The following is a 23745-nucleotide window of genomic DNA, read 5'->3' on the forward strand; positions in this document are numbered from 1 at the left end:
GTACACGGGTCAGGGCCCGGCACGCCGAGAGCACGCACCTGACGCCGCGGGGCCGCCCTCCGGGCGACGGCGGGAATTTGACGACAGGGCCTAGGGACGCCCCGACCCGCGCGAATCGGTCTCCTGACGCAACGAGCCTGGGAAGAAAGCACTAGGACCGGCGTCCGCCCGTGCGGCGGATTGTCCGATGTGATCCATGACGGAAGTGATCTGCGACATACGCGACCTTCACCCGGTATGGGTAGCTTGAGGGATCTGGTCGACCTGTTCCGTCCATGGCGCCGCGCCGCCGAGCGCGCCGCCCGCGGATCCCACCTCCTCCATCCCCCGTCCCGCACCCCGCGTCGCCGATCCAGATCCCCCCGATCATCGAACCCCGCTCCGGGAGACCCATGCGTCCTCGAATAGCCTCCGTGCCGCCCCTCGCTCTGACCGGCGGTGCGCTGACCGTCGGCCTCGGCGGTCTGTATCTGGCCGGGCTGCTCGTCACGGGCGGTGAGGTAGAAGCGGGGACGACGGTGCGGGGGGTCGACATCGGCGGCCTCAGCCGCGAGGAAGCCGTCCGCAAGCTGGACGACCACCTGTCCGTGGCCGGCGCGCGGAAACTGACCGTGAAGGTCGGTGACCGCACCGCGACCGTCGACCCCCGCCGGGCGGGACTCACCTTCGACGCCGAGCGGACCGTCGACCGGGCGGCGCGCACGGCCTCCGATCCGATCAGTGTGATCGGTGCCTTCTTCCGCTCGGGGCACGCCATCGAGCCGGTCGTACGTCTCGACGAGGGCAAGGCGCGCACCGCCCTCGGAAAGCTGGCGCACCACCTCGACCAGAAGGTTCGCGAGGGTGCCGTGACCTTCGAGGAGGGCCACGTCGAGCAGGTCGCCCCGCGTCGCGGCTACGCACTGGACGTGGACGCCGCCGTCGCCACGCTGCGGACCTCCTTCCTGCGCGGCCGGGCGGGCGCGGTCACGGCGCTGCCCGCACACGAGAGGGAGCCGAAGGTGGCGGCGGCGGAGGTGCGGCGGGCAGTGCGCGACTTCGCGCAGCCGGCCATGTCGGGGCCCGTCACGCTCACCGCGGGCGGCCGGCGGTTCACGATCACCCCCACCGTCCTGGGCGAGCACCTGAGGATGCGGCCGGACGACTCCGGCAAGCTGGTCCCCCAGCTGGACGGCAAGGGATTGCGCTCCGCCCCGGCGGTGGCCGCCCCCCTGGCGGGGCTGACCACCACGGCCGAGAACGCGCGACTGGGCCTGGACGGCGACCGGGTCGTGGTGGCCGACGACGCCCGGGTCGGCACACAGGTCACCGACCAGGCGCTGAGCAAGGCCGTGCTGCCGCTGCTGACCAAGGCGGCCGGGGCCCGCACCGGGGACGTGGCCGTGCGACGGATCGAGCCGCAGGTCACCCGCGAGAACGCGGCCCGGCTGGGGCTGAAGGAGAAGATGTCCTCCTTCACCGTCAACTTCGAACCGGCCGCGTACCGCACCAAGAACATCGGGCGGGCCGCGCAACTCATCAACGGTTCCGTCGTGCTGCCGGGCCAGACCTGGAGCTTCAACCGGACCGTGGGGGAGCGCACCGAGGCCAACGGCTTCGTCGACGGCATCATGATCCTCGACGACAAGTTCACCGAGGCGCCCGGCGGCGGTGTCTCGGCCATGGCGACGACCGTGTTCAACGCGATGTTCTTCGCCGGGGTCAAGCCGGTGGAGCACGGCGCCCACTCCTTCTACATCGAGCGGTACCCGGAGGGCCGTGAGGCCACCGTCGCCTGGGGCAGCCTCGACCTGCGGTTCGCCAACGACTCCGGGCACGCGATCTACATCCAGGCCGAGGCCACGGACACCTCGGTGACCGTCACCTTCCTCGGTACCAAGAAGTACGACGCGATCGAGTCGGTGACGGGGCCCCGGACCCATGTGAAGCCGCCGCAGCAGAAGGTGAGCACCGACGAGCGGTGCGTACCGCAGACCCCGCTGGAGGGCTTCGACGTCACCGTCGAACGCGTCTTCTACAACGACGGCGAGCCGGTGAAGCGGGAGCCGTTCCGCACCCACTACACGCCCCGCGACGAGATCACCTGCGAAACCCCCGAGAACTCGGACAGCGCGAGCCCCGGCGCCCGGTAGCCCTGGCGGGCAGGCTCGTATCGCGTCAACCCCGTGGGCCTCCCGTGGGCCGCCTCGCGGTACCGTCCGTGCGGAAGGGGGGCGGGGTGGCACCGCGACCGGGTGGGGAGACGGACGAGTTCGGCGAGCGATGACGACGCTGGACAGCGGCGTGCGGGCCGCCCTGGGGCTGATCGAGATGACGCCGCCCGACGAACGGGGCGACGGCGCGGACGGGTTCCTGGAGCAGCTCATGTCCCTGGATGAGGCCGCGCAGCAGGGGCTGGCCCAGATGGGCTCCTTCGGCACCTCGGCCGGGGTCATGGTCAGGGTGAGCCGGCACCTCCGGAAGCCGGTGAAGGAGATCTCCGCCGCGGTGAAGCAACTGACCTCCGCCATCACCAGGATGGGGGAGTGGGCGGCCAAGGCCCGCACGCTGGCGCACAGCACCACCGCATGACACGTCCTTGACGGGGACCCGAGCCTCTCCCGGGCTCGGGTCCCCTGTCGTCCGGCCTCCCGAAAGTTTCGAAGATGTTCCCGAACGACCGATGTCAACAAGCTAGGAATGCGGGGCCGTCCGGTCAAGATCTGGCGCCGAACTGTCTACAAAAAGTCCTCCTCCCGGAAGCGCGGCTGGAGTTCGCGCCGGGGTCTCGCCAGGCTCAAGTGCGGCCGAGGGGGCGCCCGCAGGCGTCTCGGTCCGCCGCAACGGGATTCCGAATGTTTCGAATGTGAGACGGAAACATTCCATGCGATGAGTATTGACGATTCACCGTCAATCCATCAGCCTTCCGTTTCTAGGTGACCGGCCGTATGTCGAGAGGTCGAACCACGGCGGCCCTGAGCACACTGCGCTGCGCGGCGGATCCACACCCCCCACCCCCGGTCCGCGCACCGCAGCCCCCGCGCCACCCCGTTTGTTCCGGTGAGGTTCGCACCAGCGCAGCCTGGCTCTTCGTGCAGCGGAGAGGTACGCGACGCCGCGTGACGGTCCCCCGGTCGAGCCGCGTTCCGTGATGTACACCTTGGAGGCACAGTCATGGGCTTGCACGCCCTTCCCGGACCCGGTGTCCGCCAAAAGATCCGCGGTCTGCTGCCGGCGCTGGTCGTCGGCGTCCTCGCCGCGGTCCCCGCACTGGTCGTGCCGCCGACCGCGCACGCCGCCGAGAGCACGCTCGGCGCCGCGGCGGCGCAGAGCGGCCGCTACTTCGGCACCGCCATCGCCTCGGGCCGGCTGGGCGACTCGGCGTACACGTCGATCGCGGCCCGTGAGTTCAACTCGGTGACCGCCGAGAACGAGATGAAGATCGACGCCACCGAACCGCAGCGGGGCCAGTTCAACTTCGCCGCCGCCGACCGCGTCTACAACTGGGCCGTGCAGAACGGCAAGCAGGTGCGCGGTCACACCCTGGCCTGGCACTCCCAGCAGCCCGCCTGGATGCAGGGCCTCAGCGGCAGCACGCTGCGCCAGGCGATGATCAACCACATCAACGGCGTGATGGGCCACTACAAGGGCAAGATCGTCCAGTGGGACGTCGTGAACGAGGCGTTCGCCGACGGCAGTTCGGGAGCGCGGCGCGACTCCAACCTGCAGCGCACCGGCAACGACTGGATCGAGGTCGCCTTCCGCACCGCGCGGGCGGCCGACCCGGCCGCCAAGCTCTGCTACAACGACTACAACGTCGAGAACTGGACCTGGGCCAAGACCCAGGCCATGTACGCCATGGTCCGGGACTTCAAGCAGCGCGGCGTACCGATCGACTGCGTCGGCTTCCAGTCGCACTTCAACAACGACAGCCCCTACAACAGCAACTTCCGCACCACCCTGCAGAACTTCGCCGCCCTCGGCGTCGACGTGGCCATCACCGAACTCGACATCCAGGGCGCCTCGGCCACGACCTACGCCAACGTGGTCAACGACTGCCTGGCGGTACAGCGCTGCCTCGGCATCACCGTCTGGGGGGTGCGCGACTCCGACTCCTGGCGACCGGAGCACTCGCCGCTCCTGTTCAACCGTGACGGCAGCAAGAAGCCCGCCTACACCGCCGTCCTCAACGCCCTCAACGGCGGCACCACCACGCCGCCCCCTTCGGGTTCCGGGCAGATCAAGGGCGTCGGTTCGGGCCGCTGCGTGGACGTGCCCGGCAGCAGCACCGCCGACGGCACTCAGGTCCAGTTGTGGGACTGCCACAACGGCACCAACCAGCAGTGGACGTACACCGACGCCGGTGAGCTCAGGGTCTACGGCAACAAGTGCCTGGACGCCGCCGGTACGGGCAGCGGTACCAAGGTCCAGATCTACGGCTGCTGGGGCGGCGACAACCAGAAGTGGCGCGTCAACTCCGACGGAACCATCGTCGGCGTCCAGTCCGGCCTCTGCCTCACCGCCGCCGCGAACGGCACCGCCAACGGCACCCAGATCCAGCTCTCCTCCTGCTCGAACGGCAGCAACCAGCGCTGGACCCGCACCTGATGAGCCGGCGACGAACGAAGGGTGAATCGATGACGACCCACGACGCGGCGCCCCTCGCCCCTCCAGCGGGACACCGCTGGTGGTACCGGATCGCCGCCCTGGTGGCGGCGACCCTCGTGATCGGCATGCTCGCCGCGGTGAACCCGGCGCCTGCCCAGGCGGCGACGGTGGACACCAGCGCCTGGTACGTCCTGGTCAATCGCAACAGCGGCAAGGCGCTGGACGTCTCCGGCGTGTCCACCGCCGACGGCGCGCGGCTCCACCAGTGGACACGCCACGACGGAACCAACCAGCAGTGGCAGTTCGTGGCCTCCGGCGACGGCTTCTACCGCCTCAAGGCCCGGCACTCGGACAAGGTCCTCGATGTGGCCGGCGCCTCCACCGCGGACGGTGCCGCGATCCAGCAGTGGGCCGATCACAACGGGGCCAACCAGCAGTTCCGCCTGGCCGACTCCGACGCGGGCCACGTCCGGCTGATCAACCGCACCAGCGGCAAGGCGGTGGAGGTGCAGGGCGGCTCCACCGCCGACGGAGCCAGTGTCGTCCAGTACGCCGACCAGGGCGGCGCCAACCAGCAGTGGCAGCTGGTCAAGCTGTCGTCCGGAGGCGGCGGTGGTGGCGGGTGCGGCAGCGCACCGACGCTGGCGAGCGGTACCCACACGATTCAGAGCGGCGGCAAGAGCCGCAGCTTCATCCTCAGGGTTCCGGCCAACTACGACAACAGCCACCGGTACCGGCTGATCTTCGCGTTCCACTGGCGGGGCGGAACCGCGAACGACGTCGCCTCGGGCGGCACGAGCGGGAGCGCCTGGTCCTACTACGGCCAGCAGGAGCAGTCCAACAACACCGCGATCCTCGTCGCTCCCCAGGGCCTCGGTAACGGCTGGGGCAACGCGGGCGGTGAGGACGTCACCTTCGTGGACGACATGATCCGTCGCATCGAGAGCGGCCTCTGCGTCAATCCGGCCCAGCGCTTCGCGACCGGGTTCAGCTGGGGCGGCGGGATGAGCTACGCGCTCGCGTGCAGCCGGGCGAACGTCTTCCGGGCCGTCGCGGTCATATCCGGGGCGGAGATCAGCGGCTGCAGCGGCGGCAGCCAGCCCATCGCCTACCTCGGTATCCACGGGATCAGCGACTCCGTCCTCAACATCGGGCAAGGACGGTCCCTGCGCGACAGGTTCGTCCGCAACAACGGCTGCACCGCGCAGAACCCGCGCGAGCCAGCGCCGGGCAGCCGCACGCACATCACCACGACCTACTCGGGCTGCCGTGCCGGATACCCGGTCCAGTGGGCCGCGTTCGACGGGGGCCACATACCCGGCCCGGTCGACGGTTCCTCCGGTGAGAGCGGCGTGACCACCTGGACCAAGGCGGAGATCTGGAGGTTCTTCGCACAGTTCCAGTGACAGGCCCCAGCGGCGCAGGGTGGAGCCGGGAGAAAACCTGGCTCCACCCTGTGTTCCGGTGGGTGAACCGGAGACAGGCGGAGGCCGTTCGGCGGAAGTATGGACACGTCGGGCCGGAGTCTCCTAGCCTTGCTGACGGACCATCACGGTCGTCGATGTGACCCGACAGCGCGGTAGCCATCGACTCCCGCTTTTTCCGAGCGGTTGCCCCCGCTCGGCGTAGTGGCCCGCTGAAGCACACCCGGCGGGCCGAAGCGGCGACATCCCGCTACGGCATCGGCGCGGCAGCGCGCGCCCCAGGCCTGGCAGTCATCTGTTCAGGAAGGGGACGGCATTGTCATGTTCATGAATATCAGGAGGGCCGCAGCCGCGCGCTGGCAGGCCATCGGTTCGACTCTGCTCCTGGTCGCGGCCGCTCTCGTCGCGAACCTGTCCGGTGCGACACCCGCCTCGACGCACCCGATCAACGGCGCCGACTTCCAGCAGGTCCAACTGGCCCGCGGGGTGTCGGAGGTCGGTGAGCCGATGTCGCTGGCGGTGCTCCCCGACCGGTCGGTGCTCCATACCGCTCGCAACGGCACCGTGCGCCGCACGGATGCCAACGGCACCACCACGGTCATCGGCACCCTCCCCGTCTACGCGCACGACGAGGACGGCCTGCAGGGCGTCGGCATCGACCCGGGTTTCGCCACCAACCGGCACATCTACCTCTACTACGCCCCACCGCTGTCCACGCCGGGAGGCGACGCACCGACCACCGGCGGCAACTGGTCGACATGGCAGGGTGTCAACCGCCTCTCCCGGTTCACGCTCAACGCCGATTTCACGATCAACCAGTCCAGCAAGGTGGATGTCCTCGACGTCCCGGCCGATCGCGGCATCTGCTGCCACGCCGGCGGAGACATCGACTTCGACGCGGCGGGCAACCTGTACCTGTCCACCGGCGACGACACCAACCCGTTCGAGTCCGCCGGATACGCCCCGCTCGACGAACGGACCAACCGCAACCCGGCGTTCGACGCGCAGCGCACCGCCGCGAACACCAACGACCTGCGCGGCAAGATCCTGCGGATCAAGGTGAACGACAACGGGTCGTACTCGATCCCGGCAGGCAACCTGTTCCCGCCCGGCACGGCCAAAACCCGGCCGGAGATCTACGCGATGGGCCTGCGCAACCCGTTCCGGATGAGCGTGGACAAGGCCACCGGCGTCGTCTACGTCGGCGACTACGGCCCCGACGCCGGCGCCACCACGGCCCGCGGACCGCAGGGCCAGGTCGAGTTCAACCGCGTCACGGGCCCCGGTTTCTACGGCTGGCCCTACTGCAACGGCACGAACACCAACGCCGAGACGTTCGCCGAGTGGGACTTCGCCACCAACACGGCGGGCGCGAAGTACAACTGCTCGGGCGGGGCGACGAACAACTCCTTCCGCAACACCGGCCTGAGCACGCTGCCCCCCGCCAAGGCCGCCTGGATCCGCTACGGCGGCGACGCAGGCAGCCCGCCGGCGTTCGGCAGCGGCTCGGAGTCGCCGATGGCGGGCCCGGTGTACCGGTACGACCCCGACCTCAACTCGCCCACGAAGTTCCCGCAGTCGTTCGACGGGCAGTTCTTCGCCACGGAGTTCGGCCGCGGCTGGATCAAGCCGATCCACCTCAACGCCGACGGCTCCCCGGGCACCATCGACAGCTTCCCCTGGACCGGCAAGCAGGTGATCGACTCGGCGTTCGGCCCGGACGGCTCCTACTACGTGCTGGACTACGGCACCGGGTATTACCAGGGCGACCAGAACTCCGCCCTGTACCGCTTCGACTACGTCGGCGTCGGCAACCGCGCGCCCACGGCGGTGGCCGGCGCCAACCGGACGTCGGGCGCGGCGCCGCTGACCGTGACCTTCTCCTCGGCCGGCTCGTCCGACCCTGACGGTGGGGCACTGACCTATGCGTGGAGCTTCGGTGACGGCACCAGCTCCACCGCCGCCAACCCGACGAAGACGTACGACAGGAACGGGAACTACACGGCCACGCTGACCGTGCGCGACCCGCAGGGCGCCACCGGCACCGCCGACGTGCGGATCACCGTCGGCAACACCGCGCCGACCGTGACCATCAACAGACCTGCCGCGGGGGAGATCTTCGCCTTCGGCGACACCGTGCCGTTCAGTGTCACCGTGACGGATCCGGAGGACGGCACGGTCGACTGCGCCAAGGTCAAGATGACGTACATCGTCGGGCACGACAGTCATGGCCACCCGGTCACCTCGAAGACCGGGTGCACCGGCACGATCACCATCCCGGTCGACGGTGAGCACGACGACGCGGCGAACATCTTCGGGGTGTTCGACGCCGAGTACACCGACAGTGCCGGGCTCACCACGCACACGCAGCACATCCTGCAGCCGAAGCACCGGCAGGCCGAGCACTACAAGACATCGTCCGGCATCGCCACCTTCGACAAGTCGACCGCCGAGGGCGGCAAGACCGTCGGTGACATCCACAACGGCGACTGGATCGCGTTCGAGCCGTACAAGCTGAGCAACGCCACATCGTTCAGTGCCCGGGTGTCGTCAGCCGGCGCGGGCGGCACGTTGCAGGTTCGGGCCGGCTCGCCGACCGGCACCGTCCTCGGCTCCGCCACCGTCCCCGTCACCGGCTCATGGACGAACTTCACCACCGTGGGCGGCTCCATCTCCGGTGCGCCGGCCGGCACCACCACGCTCTACCTGACCTTCGCCGGCGGCTCCGGACTCCTCTTCGACGTCGACGCGTTCACCTTCGACACCGGCGGAGGCCCGGCCGCGGGTCCGATCGTGGGGGTCGCGGGCAAGTGTCTGGATGTCCGTGACGGCAGTTCGGCGGACGGGACGGCGGTGCAGATCTCGTCCTGCACGGGCTCGGCGAGGCAGCAGTGGACGGTGACGCCGGGGTCGACGGTCAAGGCGTTGGGCAAGTGCCTGGACGTCAGCGGCAACAGCACGGCCGACGGGGCGAAGGTCCAGTTGTGGTCCTGCAACGGCGGTGCCAACCAGAACTGGCAGGCGGCCTCGGACGGGTCGCTGCGCAACCCGCAGTCGGGCAAGTGCCTGGACGTGTCGGGCGGGGGCTCCTCGGACGGCACCCTCGTGCACCTGTGGACCTGCCACGGCGGGGCCAACCAGAAATGGACCCTGCCCTGATGCCGGCCACCAAGAAGGGAGCGACACACATGCGCAGACGACCCCGAACCCTGCTCGGTGGGGTGGCCACGGCACTCGCCACCCTGGTCCTCCTCGGGCAGCCCCACCCCGTCCATGCCGCGGACACGGCCTATGACGTCCTCGTGTTCTCCAAGACTGCCGGTTTCCGGCACGACTCGATCCCTGCGGGGATCCAGGCCATCCGCGACCTCGGCGCGGCGAACAGTTTCACGGTGACGGCCACGGAGGACGGCAACCAGTTCACCACCGGCAACCTCAGCCGCTACGAGGCGGTGGTCTTCCTCAACACCACCGGCGACGTCCTGAACGACGCCCAGCAGTCGGCGTTCCAGTCGTACATCGGCTCGGGCGGCGGCTTCGTCGGCGTCCACTCGGCCGCGGACACGGAGTACAACTGGCCGTTCTACGGCGACCTGGTCGGCGCCTACTTCGCCTCGCACCCCGCTGTCCAGCAGGCCAACATCAAGGTGGAGGGGCGGGCCCACGCGGCGACCGCCCACCTGCCGCAGACCTGGACCCGCACCGACGAGTGGTACAACTTCCGGACCAACCCCCGCACCACCGCACGCGTGCTCACCGCGCTGGACGAGTCGTCGTACTCGGGCGGCTCGATGGGTGCCGACCACCCGCACAGCTGGTGCAAGCCGCACGCGGGCGGCCGGGCCTTCTACACCGGCGGCGGGCACAGCCAGGCGTCGTACGCGGAGCCGGCGTTCCGGGCGCACCTGCTCGGCGGCATCCGGTACGCGGCAGGCCGGACCAAGGCCGACTGCCGGCCCGAGACCGGCTACACGCCCCTCTACAACGGCTCGACCACCGGCTGGTCGCAGGCCGGCCCGGGCGGCTTCACCAACGCGGACGCCACCCTCGCCTCGTTCGGCGGCATGGGCATGCTCTGGTACAGCGCCAAGCAGTTCACCAACTACTCCCTGAAGCTGGACTGGAAGATGCCCGGCGACGACAACTCCGGCGTGATCGTGGGCTTCCCACCCACGAGCAACCCGCAGTCGGCACTGGACAACGGCTACGAGGTCCAGATCGACGCCACCGACGCGCCCGACCGCACGACCGGCTCGATCTACGCCGTGAAGGCCCCGGACACGGCTGCCCGGGACGCGGCACTCAATCCACCGGGCGAGTGGAACACCTTCGAGCTGCTGGTGGAGGGCGAGCGGCTCCAGGTCTGGCTCAACGGCGTGAAGATCAATGACTTCACCAACACCGACCCCGCCCGCTCGCTCGCCGGCCACGTCGGCATCCAGAATCACGGGACGGGGGACGACGTGTCGTTCCGCAACGTCCGGATCAAGGAGCTGGGCGGCAGCCCGCCACCCACCCCCGGCGTGGGTCCGATCGTGGGGGTCGCGGGCAAGTGCCTGGATGTCCGTGACGGCGGCTCGGCGGATGGTACGGCGGTGCAGATCTCGTCGTGCACCGGTTCGGCGAGGCAGCAGTGGACGGTGACGCCGGGGTCGACGGTCAAGGCGTTGGGCAAGTGCCTGGACGTCAGCGGTGGCGGTACGGCGGACGGGGCGAGGGTCGTGCTGTGGTCCTGCAACGGCGGTGCCAACCAGAACTGGCAGGCGGCCTCGGACGGTTCGCTGCGCAACCCGCGGTCGGGCAAGTGCCTGGACGTGTCGGGCGGGGGCTCCTCGGACGGCACCCTCGTGCACCTGTGGACCTGCCACGGCGGGGCCAACCAGAAATGGACCCTGCCCTGAGCTGACGCCGAACGCCGAAAGGGCCACCCGACACCGCGCGGTGTCGGGTGGCCCTTCCCTTGTGTGTCTACGCCCGCGCCCAGCGCTGGTTGGCGCCGTCGTGGCAGCTCCACACGACGACCGCGGAGCCGTTGGCGGTGGCTGCGCCGCTGACGTCCAGGCACAACCCGTTCTGAGCGTTGCGGATCGTGCCGTTGCTGTTGAAGGCCCACTGCTGGCCGGCGGCACCGTTGCAGTCCTGGATCTGTACCCGTGTACCGGCGGCGGCGCCGGACGGGACGTTCAGGCACTTGCCCAGCACCTGCAGCGCCTGACCGTTCTGGGTGAACTGCTGGTTGGCGTTGCCGTGGCAGTCCCAGACGATCATCGGCGTGCCGTTGGCCGCACTGGCGCCGTTGACGTCCAGGCAACGGCCCGAGCCCTCGTTGCGCAGCCGGAACGTGGTCGGGTCGGGCGGGGTGGGCGTCGAGCCGTCGAGCTGCGTGAAGAAGTTCCACACCACCGCCCGGGTCCACGACCTCTCACCCGGTTCGTAGTCGCCGGCCGATCCGTCGACGGGACCGGGCGTATGACCCGCGTCGAAGGCGGCCCATGCCACGGGATAGCCGGCGCGGCACCCCGAGTAGGTCGTGACGACATGCGTGAGGCTGCCTCGTGCGGGCTCCGGCGGGTTCTGAGGGGTGCAGCCGTTGTTCCGCACGAACCTGTCCCGCAGCGAACGTCCCGTGGCGATCGGGAGCACCGGGTCCCGCAAGCCGTGCAGTCCGATGTACGCGACCGGCTGGGTACCGCCGTTGCACCCGCTCAACTGCCCGCCCGCGTAGACGGCGACCGCGCGGAACACGGTCGGCCGGGCGCACGCGAGTGCGAAACTCATGCCGCCGCCGTAGCTGAAGCCCCCGGCGAAGCGCTGGTTCGTGTCGACACACAGGCCCGCGTCGATCAGCCTGACCATGTCGTCCACGAAGGTCAGGTCCTCGCCGTTGGAGTTGGCCCAGCCGTTCCCGAGGCCCTGGGGCGCCACGAAGATCGCGCTGTCGTTCGAGATCGCCCGCAGGCCGTAGTACGACCAGGAGTATCCGCTGGTTCCGCCCGAGTCGACGTCGCCTGCCGTGCCGCCGTTCCAGTGGAAGCCGAAGACCACTCGGTACGGGCGGTTGTTGTCGTAGTTGGCGGGCACCCGCAGGATGAAGTTGCGCGTCTTTCCGCTGCTCTGGATCGAGCGCGGACCGCTCGACAGCGTGGGGGGCTTGCCGCATCCGGCGCTCGGGGCGGCGGAGGGGGCCTCGGCCGCCGCGGCGGACGTCAGTCCGATGCCGCTGATGCCGGCTGCCGCGAGTAGGAGCGTGATGGCCATGACGATCGGTGTGCGCCATCGGTGACGGTTGTTGCCTTGTCGCATCGCGTTTCTCCCATCATGGATGAGCAATTCAGCGGTAGCCGGCGGCGACGATGCTGGCCTGTACCGCGTTCTCGGTCGCGTCGGACGGGTAGCCGGACACCATCGCGCCCTCGTAGAAGGTGCCGGCGCTGAGATTCGCGCCGCCGCCGGGCTTGCAGCAGTCACCACCGCTGCCGAGGATGATGGCGCCCTGCTTCTTCATGGGGCTGTAGCCGGGCGGCAGCGCGCCGTCCCACAGCGTGGTCAGGCTTCCGGTCTGGCCGTTGCCGCCCTTGAGCGCGAAGCGGCTCGTCCCGTTGTTCTTCAGCATCGCCGTCACGAACTTGCTGGTGAAGGCCCGCTGGTTCGGGTTCCAGGTCTGACTGCCGCCGGAGTAGAGCCCCCATTCGAGGTCGGCCTGGACCCATGGACCGTTGCCGGCGCACCCGCCGAACCAGCACTGGGTGCTGAAGTTGATCGCGTCCATCGCCCCGGCCGCGTCGGCCGCTCGGGTCGTCTCACTGTTGCCGTAGTCGAAGCAGCAGCCGCCGTTGACATGGGTGCCGCTGGTCACCATGTACATGCCTTCGGGGGCACTGCCGGTCGGCACGCCGGTCAGGTGGCCGTCCCGCCAGTAGCTGTTGCCGGGGTTGATGTAGAGCGAGTAGGCCTTGCTGCCGCCGACCGTCAGCGACTCCGACGTCGCGGTCGCCGGGCGGCTCTGGGGGGAGCCGGGAACCACGCTCGATCCCTGGTACCACAGGTCGTTGCCGCGGCCGGACTGGTCGTAGACGACGGTGATGACACAGGCGGTCCCCGCGCAGAACGAGTCCTGCGCCGCCGCGTCGGCGGCGCCCCCCGCGCTCCGGACGCCGATGTTCCGGGTCGTGCCGTCGGACGAGCGCCGGACCTGGTAGAGGTTGCCGCTGTAGGTGCCGTAGAGCGCCCGTACGGTGCTGTGGGCGGCGACGCACGGGGTGCCGCCCGAGGCGTAGATGTCGCACGTGCCCGCGCCGCCCGGCACCGGCGGGTCCGGTGGCGTGGTCGGCGAGCTCCACTGCTGGTTGGTGCCGCCGTTGCAGGACCAGAGGATGATCCGGGTGCCGTTGGCGGTGCCGCCGGCGTTGGCGTCGAGGCACAGTCCGGACTGGACGCCGGTGATGGTGCCGTTGGGGTTGACGTTCCACTGCTGGTTGTTCTGGCCGTTGCAGTCCCAGACGATGACGGCGGTGCCGTTGGTGGTGCCGCGTCCGCTGGCGTCGAGGCACTTGCCGCCGGGGACGGTCAGTTGCTTGCCGGTGGTGTGGGTCCAGGTCTGGCCGGCCGCGCCGGTGCAGTCCTGGAGTTGGGTCTGGGTGCCGTTGGTGGTGCCGGCGCCGGGGACGGTCAGACAGCGGCCGGACTGCGTGCCCACGATGGGGGCGCTCTGCCCGGGCTCGATCGGTGCCGCCACCGCGGTGGCACCGACGGCGACAAGTCCCAGGGCGGTGACCAGCGCGGACAGACGTCCGTACCGGCGGGGCCGAGGTATCCGAAACACCATGGCGGTTCCTCACCTGGTCGTAGGGAGGGAGGCCCGGCGCGCGACCGCGCCGGGCCTCCACCGGACGGGTTACACGGCGGTGAACTTCCACTGTTGATTGGTGCCGCTGTGGCAGCTCCATTGCAGGAGTCGTGCGCCGTCGGCCGTCGAGGCGCCGTTGACGTCGACGCACAGTCCACTGGGGACGCTCTTCATCGTGTACACGCCCGCCGTGGTCGACGGGGTGACGAGGAACTTCTGCGGGTTGCCGTTGTTGCAGGTGGCCTGCTGCAGGAACGCGCCCTGGGAGGTGGACCCGCCCGTGACGGCGAGGCACTTGTCGCTGTGCGCCGCCTTCAGATAGACGGCGCCGCCACCGGCGTCGACGGCCTGCCACTTCTGGTTGTTGCCGCCGGTGGACGGCCACTGGACGACCTGCGCGCCGTCAGCGGTCGAGGCCTCGCTGACGTCCATGAACTTGCCGCTGTGCTGCGCCGCGACCGTCCAGGTTCGACCGGCGACGCCACCGCCGCCGCTGCCCGGTTCGCCGACCCCGTTGCCGCCGAAGGTGAGCGAGTCGAGGTCGAACCAGTTGTTCGAGGTGCCCTTGAACACCAGGTAGAGCGGGTGCGAGCCGGAGAGATCGGCTGTGTTCACCGCCGACGTGGACTGGTAGGTGTTCCAGCCGCCGGTGCCGGGCACCGGTGTCGTGGCCAGGAGCGTGCCGGTCGGGGAGTCGGCGCGCAGTTCGATCGATCCTCCGCCGCTCGGCGACGACAGGCGGTAGCGCACGTTCGTGACGCCCGACAGGCTCATCGGTTTGAACGAGATCCAGTCGCCGTCGGAGATGTTGCCGACCCGCTTGCCGCTCTCCGCGCCCGCCTGTTCGACGATCTGCACACCCGACTGGTCCGAGTAGAACTCGGCCTGCTTGTGCTTGGGCTGCAGGATCACCTGGGCGTAGCCGGTCAGCGGGTTGGCTCCGCCGGGGCCGCCGTCGTCGGTGTAGCGGGCGTTGAGGACGTAGTACAGGTTGGCGCCGTCGGGATGCCCGCCGAGCAGCGTCGTGTCGATGGTGCCCGAGCACCCCGGGTGGTCCGTGGTCTCGTGCTGGTGGTCGTCGTGGCCGAGGGCGGGGTTGACGAACACCTTGGCGCAGTCGACGGGCGCGCCGCCGGGGTCCGAGACGGACACCTTGTACGGCACCCGGTCACCGAAGTCCAGCATGCCGCCGTTGGACGGAATGGTGAGGGTGACGGTCGGTGCGGTGTTGCCCACCGTGATCGGCACGTTGGCGAAGGCCGTCCTGCCGGTGTTGTCGGTGACCTTGAGCTGGGCGGTGTAGTTGCCGTTGGCGGTGTAGGTGTGCGACGGGTTGGCCGCCGTCGACGTGCTGCCGTCGCCGAACGTCCACTGGTAGGTGAGCGTGCTGCCGGGATCCGGGTCCGTGGACCCCGCGCTGCTGAACTGCACGTCCAGTGGCGCGTCCCCGTTGGTGGGCGTTCCGCCGGCTTTGGCGATCGGTGACCGTCCGCCGTGGTTGTAGTCGATGCGGTAGAGACCCGAGTCGTTGTTGCCACCGGAGAAGTTGTTGCCCCATTCGAGCAGGTACAGCGAGCCGTCGGGCCCGAACTCCATGTCCATCGGCTTGAGGAACTTGGCGCCGGGCATGAAGGAGTTGGTCCTGGTGACCGCGGTCGCGGAGTCGAAGTGGACCTCCTTGACGGTGTGGCGCGACCACTCGTAGAAGAAGTGGACCCCGTCGTAGTAGGGCGGGAACTTCGTCTCGGACGGGTTCGCGGCGTCGTAGCGGTAGACCGGTCCGCCCATCGGCCCCGAGCCGCCCGAACCGAGTTCGGGGAAGTTCGGGGAGACGCCGTAGCCGTACCACATGTTCGGCGCGACGATCGGCTTGAGGCTGGTCAGGCCGGTGTTGTTCGGTGAGTTGTTGACCGGCGCGTTGCAGTTGAACTTGGCGCCGACGGCGCCGGTGCTCGGGTTGTAGGGCGCGTAGGGCTGGTTGTCGCCGTGGCAGAACGGCCAGCCGTAGTTGCCCGGGGTCTTGATGACATTCAGCTCGACGAGCCCTTCGGGGCCGCGGTTGGTCGCGGGCGGGTTCCGGTCCGGGCCGTAGTCGGCGAGGTAGACCCACCCGTTCTGCGGGTCGATCGAGAAGCGGAACGGGTTGCGGAAGCCCATCGCGTAGATCTCCGGCCGGGTCTGCGCCGTGCCCTGCGGGTAGAGGTTGCCGGCCGGGACGGTGTAGCCGCCGTCGGCCGACGGCCGGATGCGCAGGAGCTTGCCCCGCAGGTCGTTGGTGTTGCCTGCGGTGCGGGCGGCGTCCAGATTGGCCTTGCCCTGCCGCCAGTCCAGCGGGGCGTAGCCCTGCCAGTTGGGGTCCAGGTTCGGTGGGACGTCGTCCCCGGTGCCGATGTAGAGGTTCTTGTCGGGGCCGAACTCGATGTACCCGCCCGTGTGCCCGGGCTCGGCGAACGTGCGGTCCCGGGTCGCGGGGATGTCGATGATCGTGACCTGGCTCGACATGTTCAGGGTGTCGCCGGTGAGCGTGAACCGGGAGACCCGGTTGATGTCGTTGGGGACTCCGGCCGGGGAGTGATACAGGTACACGTAGCCGTTCTTGGCGAAGTCGGGGTCGAGCGCCAGTCCGGTGAGGCCGTCCTCGCCGCCGGTGTACACGGGGAGCGTGGCGGCCGTCACCGTCCGGTTGGTGGTCGGCTTGAAGATCTTCAGCTGCCCGCCCCGCTGGACATAGAGGACCCGCCCGTCCGGGGCGACCGCGAGGGCCATCGGGTCCGCGGTGTTGTCGTCGAGGGTGCGCTTCTCGAAGTTGCCCCACACGGTGCCGCCACAGTCGCCGGGCTCGTTGCCGGCCGCCCACTTGACGCCCCCGAGGACATGGTTGCGGAACCCGGTCTCGCTGTAGGCCGCGCTGGAGTGCCCCATGGCGGTGGCCCACACGCGGCCGCCGCCGGTGTTGCGGCACCAGGAGATGGGATGGTCCGGGCCCATGGCTCGGGGGCCCGGGTTGTACGTGCGCTCGTCCGCGGTGACCAGGACATGGACGTCACCGCGGGGGTTGCGGTCGAAGTTGTACCACTCCTCGCTGCGGTTCCAGCGGTCCGGCAGACCGGCCGTCGACGGGTGCTTCTTGTCCGCGACGATCGCGGTGCCGGACAGCACGCCGGGGGAGTGCTCCGGCATGTGCGCCCCGCCGTTGATGGTCTGGTCCCACCACGGGTACTCGTTCTCGACGCCCATGTCCGTGGCGTTGTGGATCGCGACGATGCCCTTGCCGCTGGCAAGGTAGCCCTCCACGGCCTGACGCTGGGACGCCGTGGTCCACACCATTCCCGAGGTCTGGAACATGATGAGCACGTCGAAGGTGGCGAGGTTCGCCGGAGTGAAAACGCTCGAGTCCTCGCTGTGGACCAACTCGAAGTTGTTGGCCGCCGCCTGCTCGCGGAACATCGCCAGGCCGGCCGGGATCGAATCGTGCCGGTAGCCGGCCGTCTTCGTGAAGACCAGGGCTCGGAAAGCCGGCGCCGCTGACGCCGGTTGGGCGATGACGAGCGACAGGAGCACGCTCGCGATCGCCCCGAAGATAAGTGTGATGCGACGCATGCCGTCTCCTATTCGGCGGAGCAACGATGGCATGACCACGGGCACGCGCCGGCCGCGCCTTCGACGCGCCGGAGTCCCTGAGCGCGTCGGAGGCGTGCGTGTGCCGTCAGCTCGTCGTCCCGTCCGCCGTGACGGGCAGTCAAGTCCCTACGAGGAGAGGGGGCGTGACGCCGGATGCGGCCGTCTCCCGTGGTCTGCGGGTCAGCATGCAGCGGGGTTTCGCAACAGTCAATAAGCATTGGGTGCGGCTGATTCCATAACACATTTCGCGCATCATTCTTCGTGGACCGGAAGTCTTCATGGTTCGGCGCGCGACTGTCGTCGGGGCGATTCGATAACAGATTTCGGCGTATCGATCTCTGTCGGCCGATCGCCGGTCGCCATGGGGAAGTTGGCCCCGATGGTATTGCCAGGCGCTCATCGAGGCATTTACCCTCGGGGCCGCGATATCGCCCTTGCGCACGGTGAAAGTTCGAAGCCATTCGACGACAGCTCGCGGACGGGAGCTGCCATTACATGCCGGGTGCACCCGAACGATTCGGCTATCGGTGTGCTCATTCCTGCTGACGACGCGAATGTAGAGGCTCCCACGATGTCTGGCCCGCTGCCGTCGCCGCTGCTCGCTCTGCGAGGCATCGGCAAGTCGTTCCTCGGTGTGCGGGTGCTGGACGGCGTGGACCTCCAGGTCCGGCCGGGCGAGGTGCACGCCGTCGTCGGCGAGAACGGCGCCGGAAAGTCCACGCTCATGAAGGTGGTGTCCGGTGTGCACCAGCCCGACGAGGGAACCGTCGAGTTCGCGGGTGCGCCGCGGACGTTCCGCAGCCCCCGTGAGGCCCAGCGGGCCGGTATCGGCCTCGTCCACCAGGAGCTGACCCTGCTGCCCGAGCGCTCCGTAGCCGAGAACGTCTGGCTGGGCCGCGAGCCCCTGCGCCGCGGACTCGTCGACCGCAGAGCGATGCTCAGCCGCACCGCGGCGCTCCTCGCCTCGGTCGGGGAGGGCTCCTTACCGCCCGACACGCGCGTGGGACGACTCGGCGTGGCGCGACAACAGGTCGTCGAGATCGTCAAGGCGCTCGCCCTCGACGCGCGGCTGCTCATCATGGACGAGCCCACCGCGGCTCTCGCCGACCACGAAGTCGACCAGCTCTACGCGCTCGTACGGCGGCTCCAGGAGCACGGGTTGGGCGTGCTGTACGTCTCGCACCGCCTCACGGAGGTCTTCGACCTGTCCAGCCGGATCACCGTGCTCAAGGACGGCCGGGCGGTGGCCACCTTGGACACCGCGGACACCAGCGCCGATCGGCTGGTGCGCCACATGGTCGGCCGCGAACTGTCGAGCTACTACCCCGACCGGGCGGAGCCGCACGAGCTGGGACCGGTGCGCCTGACCGTCCGGGGCGCGGGCAACCGGAAGCTGCGCGGCATCGACCTGCGGCTGCGCGCCGGCGAGGTGCTCGGCGTCGGCGGCCTGCAGGGCTCCGGCCGGTCCGCGTTGGCCCGCGCCCTGTTCGGCGCCGCCCCGTTCAGCACCGGCCAGGTGACCGTCGACGGAGCCCAGGTCCGGCTGCGCTCGCCCCGCGCCGCGATGCGGGCCGGTATCGCCTACGTCTCCGAGGACCGCAAGGGCGAGGGGATCGTCGCGGAGCAGTCGGTGCTCGACAACGCGCTGTTGGCCGTCCGCGCCGTCCGCGCCGTCCGCGCCGTCCGAGCCGTTCGAGCCGTACGCGCCGTGCGCACCGACCCCGCCGCCCCCGACGTCCGCCCTGACCGGATCGGCCGCGGTGCCCGGACCGCGCGGGTCCGGGAGCTGCTCGCGGCCGTCGAGCTGCGCGCCGCACGGGAGGACCAGGAGATCCGTTTCCTGTCCGGGGGCAACCAGCAGAAGGTCGTGTTGGCCAGATGGCTCGCGCTCGCCCCGAGGATCCTGCTCTTCGACGAGCCGACCCGGGGCATCGACGTGGGAGCCAGGTCGGCGATCCATGATCTCGTCCGCCGGCTGGCCCGCGACGGCGCCGCCGTGCTGATGGTCTCCTCCGAGCTGCCCGAACTGCTCGGCATGAGCGACCGGATCGTCGTCATGCGCGACGGCCGGATCGCCGGCGAGCTGTCCGCGGGCGCGACGGAGGAGGATGTCGTCGCCCTGGCGGTCGGCACCGCGCGGGAGGCGGCCGGATGAGCGGCGCGCTGTTTCCGTCGGCCCGGCGGACCCCGCCCGGCGTGTTCGTCGCCCTGGTCCTCACCCTGGCGGTCGGTTGGCTCGTCGTCACGGTCGACGGCGGCCGGCTGTTCAGCCTGCCGACGACGGTGAGCCTGCTGCACGTCGCCGCCGGTCTGGGCCTCGTCGCGGTCGGCCAGACACTGGTCGTCGTCGGGGGCTCGCTGGACCTGTCCGTGGCGTACACGGTCAGTCTGAGCACCCTCGTCGCCGCCGAGACCATGGCCGGCGACGACGCCGCGCTGCTGCCGGCGATCGGCCTGACCCTCGCCGTCAGCGCCGCGATCGGCCTCGTCAACGGCCTGCTCGTCACCATGGCGCGGATCAACCCCTTCATCGCGACCGTCGGCGTCGGACTGCTGCTGAAGGGATACCTCGACAACGGCTACGACGGCCCGGCCGGCAAGACCGCACCCGCTCTGGTGCAGGGCCTGGGGTACCAGCGCGTCGGCCCGGTGCCGGTGGCGTTCCTGCTGCTGCTCGCCGTCACCGCCGCGGCCTGGTTCGTGCTCGCGCGTACCCGCTTCGGCCACCACCTGATCGCCGTGGGCGGTGACCCGGAGGTCGCCCGGCTCTCCGGTGTGCGGGGCGGCCGGGTCCTCGTCACCGCCCATGTGCTGTGCGCCCTCTGCGCCGGCCTCGCCGGGGTCTACCTCGCCAGCCGGCTCGGCGCCGGAGCGCCGAGGGTGGGCACCGAGGGACTGTACGACCTGGAGTCGATCGCCGCGGTGGTGCTCGGCGGCACCGCCCTGGCCGGCGGGCGCGGCGGCGTGGTCGGCACGGTCGGCGGCGTGCTGCTGCTCGCGAGCATCGACGCCGTCTTCAACCAGCTAGAGGTCGACGTGTTCTTCAAGCAGGTGATCCGCGGTGTGATCATCATCGCGGCGGTCGCCGTCTACGCCCGCCGGGCGATGCGAAAGGCGTCCTAGCATGCGGATCGCGCGCCCACCACGGCTCCTCGGGTTCCGCTCCGGCGGTCTCGCACCGATCGTCGTGATCCTGGCGGTCCTGCTGGTGCTGCTGAGCGCCCGCCAACCGGACTTCTTCTCCCCGCCGTCGCTGATGTCGTTCCTCGGCCGCTCCGCGCCGATCGTCCTGCTCGCCGCCGGCCAGTACTTCGTGATCGTCTCCGGCGAGTTGGACCTGTCCGTGGGCTCTCTGGTCACCGCGCAGGTGGTCGTCGCGGCCCGGCTGATCGACGGCGATCCGTCGGCCGGCTGGCCTGTCGCCGTGCTCCTGCTCGCGTTCGGCGTCGCCGTCGGCCTCGTCAACGGCCTCGTCACCACATGGCTGCGGGTGCCGTCGTTCATCACGACCCTCGGGATGTTCCTGATCCTCGTCGGCGCCGTGTACCTGTGGTCCGACGGTGCCCCGAAGGGCGGCCTCTCCGAGGAGTTCCGCCGGCTCGGCCGGTCGGCGTTCGAGGACGTGCCCGTGCTGGGGCGGGTGCCGTACGCCCTGCTCGTCCTGCTGGCGGCGGCCGGGGCGGCGCTGGTGCTGACGCGTTCGGACTTCGGCCGCACCCTGGTCGCCGTCGGTGGCAACCCCCGGACCGCCGAACTGAGCGGGGTGCGCGTGTGGCGCGCCAAGACCATGGCGTTCGTCCTCAGCGGACTCGCCGCCACGCTCGCGGCGGTCCTCATCGGCGGGTACAGCGGAGTGTCGTTCCAGGCCGGTGCCGGCCTGGAGTTCGGCGCGATCACCGCGGCCGTCCTCGGTGGTGTCGCGCTGGGCGGGGGCCGGGGTTCGGTCGTCGGCGCGATGCTGGGCGCGCTGACCCTCGAGACGCTCTTCACGCTCATGAACTTCTACGGCGTCTCCGGCGCCCTCAAACCGGCCGTCCAGGGCGCCATCATCCTGTTCGCCGTGGCGGCGGCGTCCTTCCGTGTCCCGTCCAGATGAAGGGGATCCAGTGAGGCATTCCATGACGGTGCTGGTCGTGAGCACCTTACTGGTGCTGGCCGGCTGCGCCACCGACGAGCCCACCTCCACCGGCGCATCGGGTTCACCCTCCGCGGGCAGCGGGTCGGGCACCGGATCGGGCACCGGGAAGCAGTCGAAGTTCTTCGTACGAGCCGACTACGACAAGCAGCTCGCGCTCCTGGACACGGAGCCCACCGGGCCCACCGGCAAGCCCTGGGAGCAGGCGCTCGACCCGGTGATGGTGAAGACCGCGAAGTTCAAGAAGCCCGGACCGCACAAGATCTGCTTCTCCAACGCCGGGCTGAACAACCCGTGGCGTCAGGTCGGTTTCAAGACCATGCAGGCCGAGGTCGACACACACCGCGACCGGATCTCCGAGTTCGTCCACGTCGACGCCGAAGGCAAGGACCAGAAGCAGATCGCCGACATCAACGACCTGCTCGGCAAGGGCTGTGACGCGCTCATCGTCTCGCCGAACACCACCGCGACGCTCACCCCGGCCGTGGAGGCCGCCTGCCAGAAGGGCCTGCCGGTCGTCGTCTTCGACCGCGGCGTCGACACGACCTGCCCGGTGACGTTCATCAACCCGATCGGCGGCTACGGATTCGGCCATGTCGCGGCGGAGTTCGTCACCCAGAAGATGAAGCGGGGCGGCAAGCTGCTCGCGCTGCGCATCCTGCCCGGTGTCGACGTGCTGGAGACCCGTTGGTCCGCGGCGAAGATCGCCTTCGACAAGGCGGGCGTCGACGTCGTCGGCGTCGAGTTCACCGACGGCGACCCGGCCAGGACCAAGAAGATCGTCAACGACTACATCCAGCGGTACGGCACGATCGACGGCGTCTGGATGGACGCCGGGGCGGTCGCGGGCGCCGCGGTCGAGGCGTTCGAGGACGCGGGAAAGCCCGTGCCGCCGATCAACGGCGAGGACCAGCTCGACTTCCTGAAACTGTGGAAGGACAAGAAGCTCACGGCGATCGCCCCGACCTACCCGACCTACCAGTGGCGCACCCCGGTCATCGCCGCACTGAAGATCCTCGACGGCGAGCGGGTGCCGAACCCGTGGAAGCTGCCACAGCCCACCATCACCCAGGACAACCTGGACGAGTACGTCGACCCCAGCATGCCGCCGCTGCACTACGCGATGTGCGGCTGCACCGACCTGCCCGGTTACCCCAAGCGCTGGAAGTAGTCCGGTGTACGCCATCGGCGTCAACCCGTGGGTCTGGGCCTCGCCCGTCGACGACGAGGTCCTGGCCGAACTGGTGCCGCGGATCGCCGCGTTCGGTTTCGACGCGGTCGAGCTGCCGATCGAGCGACCCGGCGACTGGGACCCGGCACGCACGCGGGACCTGCTCGCGGCGTACGGCCTGCGCGCGGCCGGCGTCTGTGCCGTCACCTCGCCCGGACGCGACCTCGTGAACGCCCCACCGGAGGCCGTCGCCTCCACCGTGGCGTACCTGAAGACCTGTGTGGACAGCGCGGTGGCCGTCGGCGCGCCCTGCGTCGGCGGCCCGGTCTACGCCGCGGTGGGGCGGACCTGGCGCATGTCACCGGGGGAGCGCGCGGCCTGCTACGCGGACGTCCGCCGCGCCCTGCTGCCGGTGGCCGACCACGCGGGGGAGCGGGGCGTGAGCATCGGCGTGGAGGCCCTCAACCGCTATGAGACGAGCGTCGTCAACACGGTCGAGCAGGCGGTGGAGCTGATCAATGGCCTGCCGGCCAACGTCGGTCTGATGATCGACACGTATCACATGAACATCGAGGAGGCCGACCCCTACGAGGCGCTCGTCACGGCCGGTCCGCACATCAAGCACGTCCAGGTCAGCGGCACCGACCGCGGTGCCCCGGGCGCCGACCACTTCGACTGGCCACGCTTCCTCACCCGCCTGGCCACGACCGGCTACGGCGGCGCGGTGTGCATCGAGTCGTTCACCGCGCAGAACGAGGCCATCGCCACCGCGGCCTCGATCTGGCGGCCGCTCGCCCCGACGCAGGACACCCTCGCCCGCGACGGGCTGTCGTACCTCCGAACCGTCCTCCACGGACTGGAAAACGCTCCCTCGACCGGGCGGGAACCGCCCTAAGGAGACAACGTGTTGACCATGCTCACGCTACGAAGGCGGCTCCTGGCCGGAGCCGCCACAGCCGGC

General features: G+C 69.9%; 14 protein-coding genes. 11 read left to right on the plus strand and 3 right to left on the minus strand.

Translation table 11 applies throughout. The annotated features are described in order from the left end of the window. Nucleotides 1-392 precede the first annotated feature (392 nt). The 6 genes from ACZ4Z2_RS28460 to ACZ4Z2_RS28485 all read left to right on the plus strand — a co-directional run bounded on the left by ACZ4Z2_RS28460 (nucleotide 393) and on the right by ACZ4Z2_RS28485 (nucleotide 10912). The gene (locus tag ACZ4Z2_RS28460) at nucleotides 393-2132 is read left to right on the plus strand and encodes a VanW family protein (RefSeq protein WP_468079780.1); all 1740 of its coding nucleotides are present in this window, start codon (nucleotides 393-395) and stop codon (nucleotides 2130-2132) included. A 130-nt stretch (nucleotides 2133-2262) separates the two neighbouring features. Then, nucleotides 2263-2571: a hypothetical protein gene (locus ACZ4Z2_RS28465; protein ID WP_468079781.1), complete on the plus strand. Its 309-nt coding sequence runs from the start codon at nucleotides 2263-2265 to the stop codon at nucleotides 2569-2571. A 582-nt stretch (nucleotides 2572-3153) separates the two neighbouring features. Further along, on the plus strand, nucleotides 3154-4587 hold the full coding sequence (locus ACZ4Z2_RS28470) for an endo-1,4-beta-xylanase (protein ID WP_468079782.1): 1434 nt from the start codon (nucleotides 3154-3156) through the stop codon (nucleotides 4585-4587). Between the two features lie 98 nt (nucleotides 4588-4685). After that, complete coding sequence (locus ACZ4Z2_RS28475; protein WP_468079934.1) at nucleotides 4686-5993, plus strand: RICIN domain-containing protein; 1308 nt, start codon at nucleotides 4686-4688, stop codon at nucleotides 5991-5993. Between the two features lie 339 nt (nucleotides 5994-6332). Beyond that, a complete protein-coding gene (locus tag ACZ4Z2_RS28480; RefSeq protein ID WP_468079784.1) occupies nucleotides 6333-9170 on the plus strand; it encodes an RICIN domain-containing protein in 2838 nt (945 codons plus the stop codon). Between the two features lie 29 nt (nucleotides 9171-9199). After that, nucleotides 9200-10912 carry a lectin gene (locus ACZ4Z2_RS28485; RefSeq protein WP_468079786.1) on the plus strand — a complete coding sequence of 571 codons (1713 nt, stop codon included), beginning with the start codon at nucleotides 9200-9202 and terminating at the stop codon, nucleotides 10910-10912. Between the two features lie 67 nt (nucleotides 10913-10979). Here the strand turns inward: ACZ4Z2_RS28485 and ACZ4Z2_RS28490 are convergent, their stop codons facing one another. The 3 genes from ACZ4Z2_RS28490 to ACZ4Z2_RS28500 form a co-directional block, all read right to left on the minus strand. Continuing rightward, a complete protein-coding gene (locus ACZ4Z2_RS28490; protein WP_468079787.1) occupies nucleotides 10980-12269 on the minus strand; it encodes a ricin-type beta-trefoil lectin domain protein in 1290 nt (429 codons plus the stop codon). 73 nt (nucleotides 12270-12342) lie between these two features. Beyond that, nucleotides 12343-13836: an arabinofuranosidase catalytic domain-containing protein gene (locus tag ACZ4Z2_RS28495; protein WP_468079789.1), complete on the minus strand. Its 1494-nt coding sequence runs from the start codon at nucleotides 13834-13836 to the stop codon at nucleotides 12343-12345. A 69-nt stretch (nucleotides 13837-13905) separates the two neighbouring features. Beyond that, nucleotides 13906-17457: a ThuA domain-containing protein gene (locus ACZ4Z2_RS28500; RefSeq protein ID WP_468079791.1), complete on the minus strand. Its 3552-nt coding sequence runs from the start codon at nucleotides 17455-17457 to the stop codon at nucleotides 13906-13908. A 592-nt stretch (nucleotides 17458-18049) separates the two neighbouring features. On the opposite strand from ACZ4Z2_RS28500, the gene ACZ4Z2_RS28505 reads away from it, so the two are divergent. From ACZ4Z2_RS28505 to ACZ4Z2_RS28525, 5 genes are read left to right on the plus strand one after another with little or no spacing between them, the layout of a single operon-like run. Beyond that, nucleotides 18050-19633 (plus strand): sugar ABC transporter ATP-binding protein, encoded by a 1584-nt coding sequence (locus tag ACZ4Z2_RS28505; RefSeq protein WP_468079792.1) that lies wholly within the window; start codon nucleotides 18050-18052, stop codon nucleotides 19631-19633. Next, complete coding sequence (locus ACZ4Z2_RS28510; RefSeq protein ID WP_468079794.1) at nucleotides 19630-20601, plus strand: ABC transporter permease; 972 nt, start codon at nucleotides 19630-19632, stop codon at nucleotides 20599-20601. The genes ACZ4Z2_RS28505 and ACZ4Z2_RS28510 overlap by 4 nt, the downstream gene beginning before the upstream one ends. Before the next feature lies 1 nt (nucleotide 20602). After that, nucleotides 20603-21574, plus strand: coding sequence for an ABC transporter permease (locus ACZ4Z2_RS28515; protein ID WP_468079796.1), 972 nt, complete (start codon nucleotides 20603-20605; stop codon nucleotides 21572-21574). Nucleotides 21575-21596: 22 nt separating this feature from the next. Beyond that, the gene (locus ACZ4Z2_RS28520) at nucleotides 21597-22784 is read left to right on the plus strand and encodes a substrate-binding domain-containing protein (RefSeq protein WP_468079798.1); all 1188 of its coding nucleotides are present in this window, start codon (nucleotides 21597-21599) and stop codon (nucleotides 22782-22784) included. Nucleotides 22785-22788: 4 nt separating this feature from the next. Further along, nucleotides 22789-23679, plus strand: coding sequence for a sugar phosphate isomerase/epimerase family protein (locus ACZ4Z2_RS28525; protein ID WP_468079799.1), 891 nt, complete (start codon nucleotides 22789-22791; stop codon nucleotides 23677-23679). The last annotated feature ends 66 nt before the right edge of the window (nucleotides 23680-23745 follow it).

The organism is Streptomyces sp. NPDC030183 (genome assembly GCF_055573455.1).

What these genes read in the sequence shown, in the direction of transcription:
- ACZ4Z2_RS28460 (WP_468079780.1), top strand. Translation starts at nt 393, where the DNA reads ATGCGTCCTCGAATAGCCTCCGTGCCGCCCCTCGCTCTGACCGGCGGT.
- ACZ4Z2_RS28465 (WP_468079781.1), top strand. Translation starts at nt 2,263, where the DNA reads ATGACGACGCTGGACAGCGGCGTGCGGGCCGCCCTGGGGCTGATCGAG.
- ACZ4Z2_RS28470 (WP_468079782.1), top strand. Translation starts at nt 3,154, where the DNA reads ATGGGCTTGCACGCCCTTCCCGGACCCGGTGTCCGCCAAAAGATCCGC.
- ACZ4Z2_RS28480 (WP_468079784.1), top strand. Translation starts at nt 6,333, where the DNA reads ATGTTCATGAATATCAGGAGGGCCGCAGCCGCGCGCTGGCAGGCCATC.
- ACZ4Z2_RS28485 (WP_468079786.1), top strand. Translation starts at nt 9,200, where the DNA reads ATGCGCAGACGACCCCGAACCCTGCTCGGTGGGGTGGCCACGGCACTC.
- ACZ4Z2_RS28490 (WP_468079787.1), bottom strand. Translation starts at nt 12,269, where the DNA reads ATGGCCATCACGCTCCTACTCGCGGCAGCCGGCATCAGCGGCATCGGA.
- ACZ4Z2_RS28495 (WP_468079789.1), bottom strand. Translation starts at nt 13,836, where the DNA reads ATGGTGTTTCGGATACCTCGGCCCCGCCGGTACGGACGTCTGTCCGCG.
- ACZ4Z2_RS28500 (WP_468079791.1), bottom strand. Translation starts at nt 17,457, where the DNA reads ATGCGTCGCATCACACTTATCTTCGGGGCGATCGCGAGCGTGCTCCTG.
- ACZ4Z2_RS28505 (WP_468079792.1), top strand. Translation starts at nt 18,050, where the DNA reads ATGTCTGGCCCGCTGCCGTCGCCGCTGCTCGCTCTGCGAGGCATCGGC.
- ACZ4Z2_RS28510 (WP_468079794.1), top strand. Translation starts at nt 19,630, where the DNA reads ATGAGCGGCGCGCTGTTTCCGTCGGCCCGGCGGACCCCGCCCGGCGTG.
- ACZ4Z2_RS28515 (WP_468079796.1), top strand. Translation starts at nt 20,603, where the DNA reads ATGCGGATCGCGCGCCCACCACGGCTCCTCGGGTTCCGCTCCGGCGGT.
- ACZ4Z2_RS28520 (WP_468079798.1), top strand. Translation starts at nt 21,597, where the DNA reads ATGACGGTGCTGGTCGTGAGCACCTTACTGGTGCTGGCCGGCTGCGCC.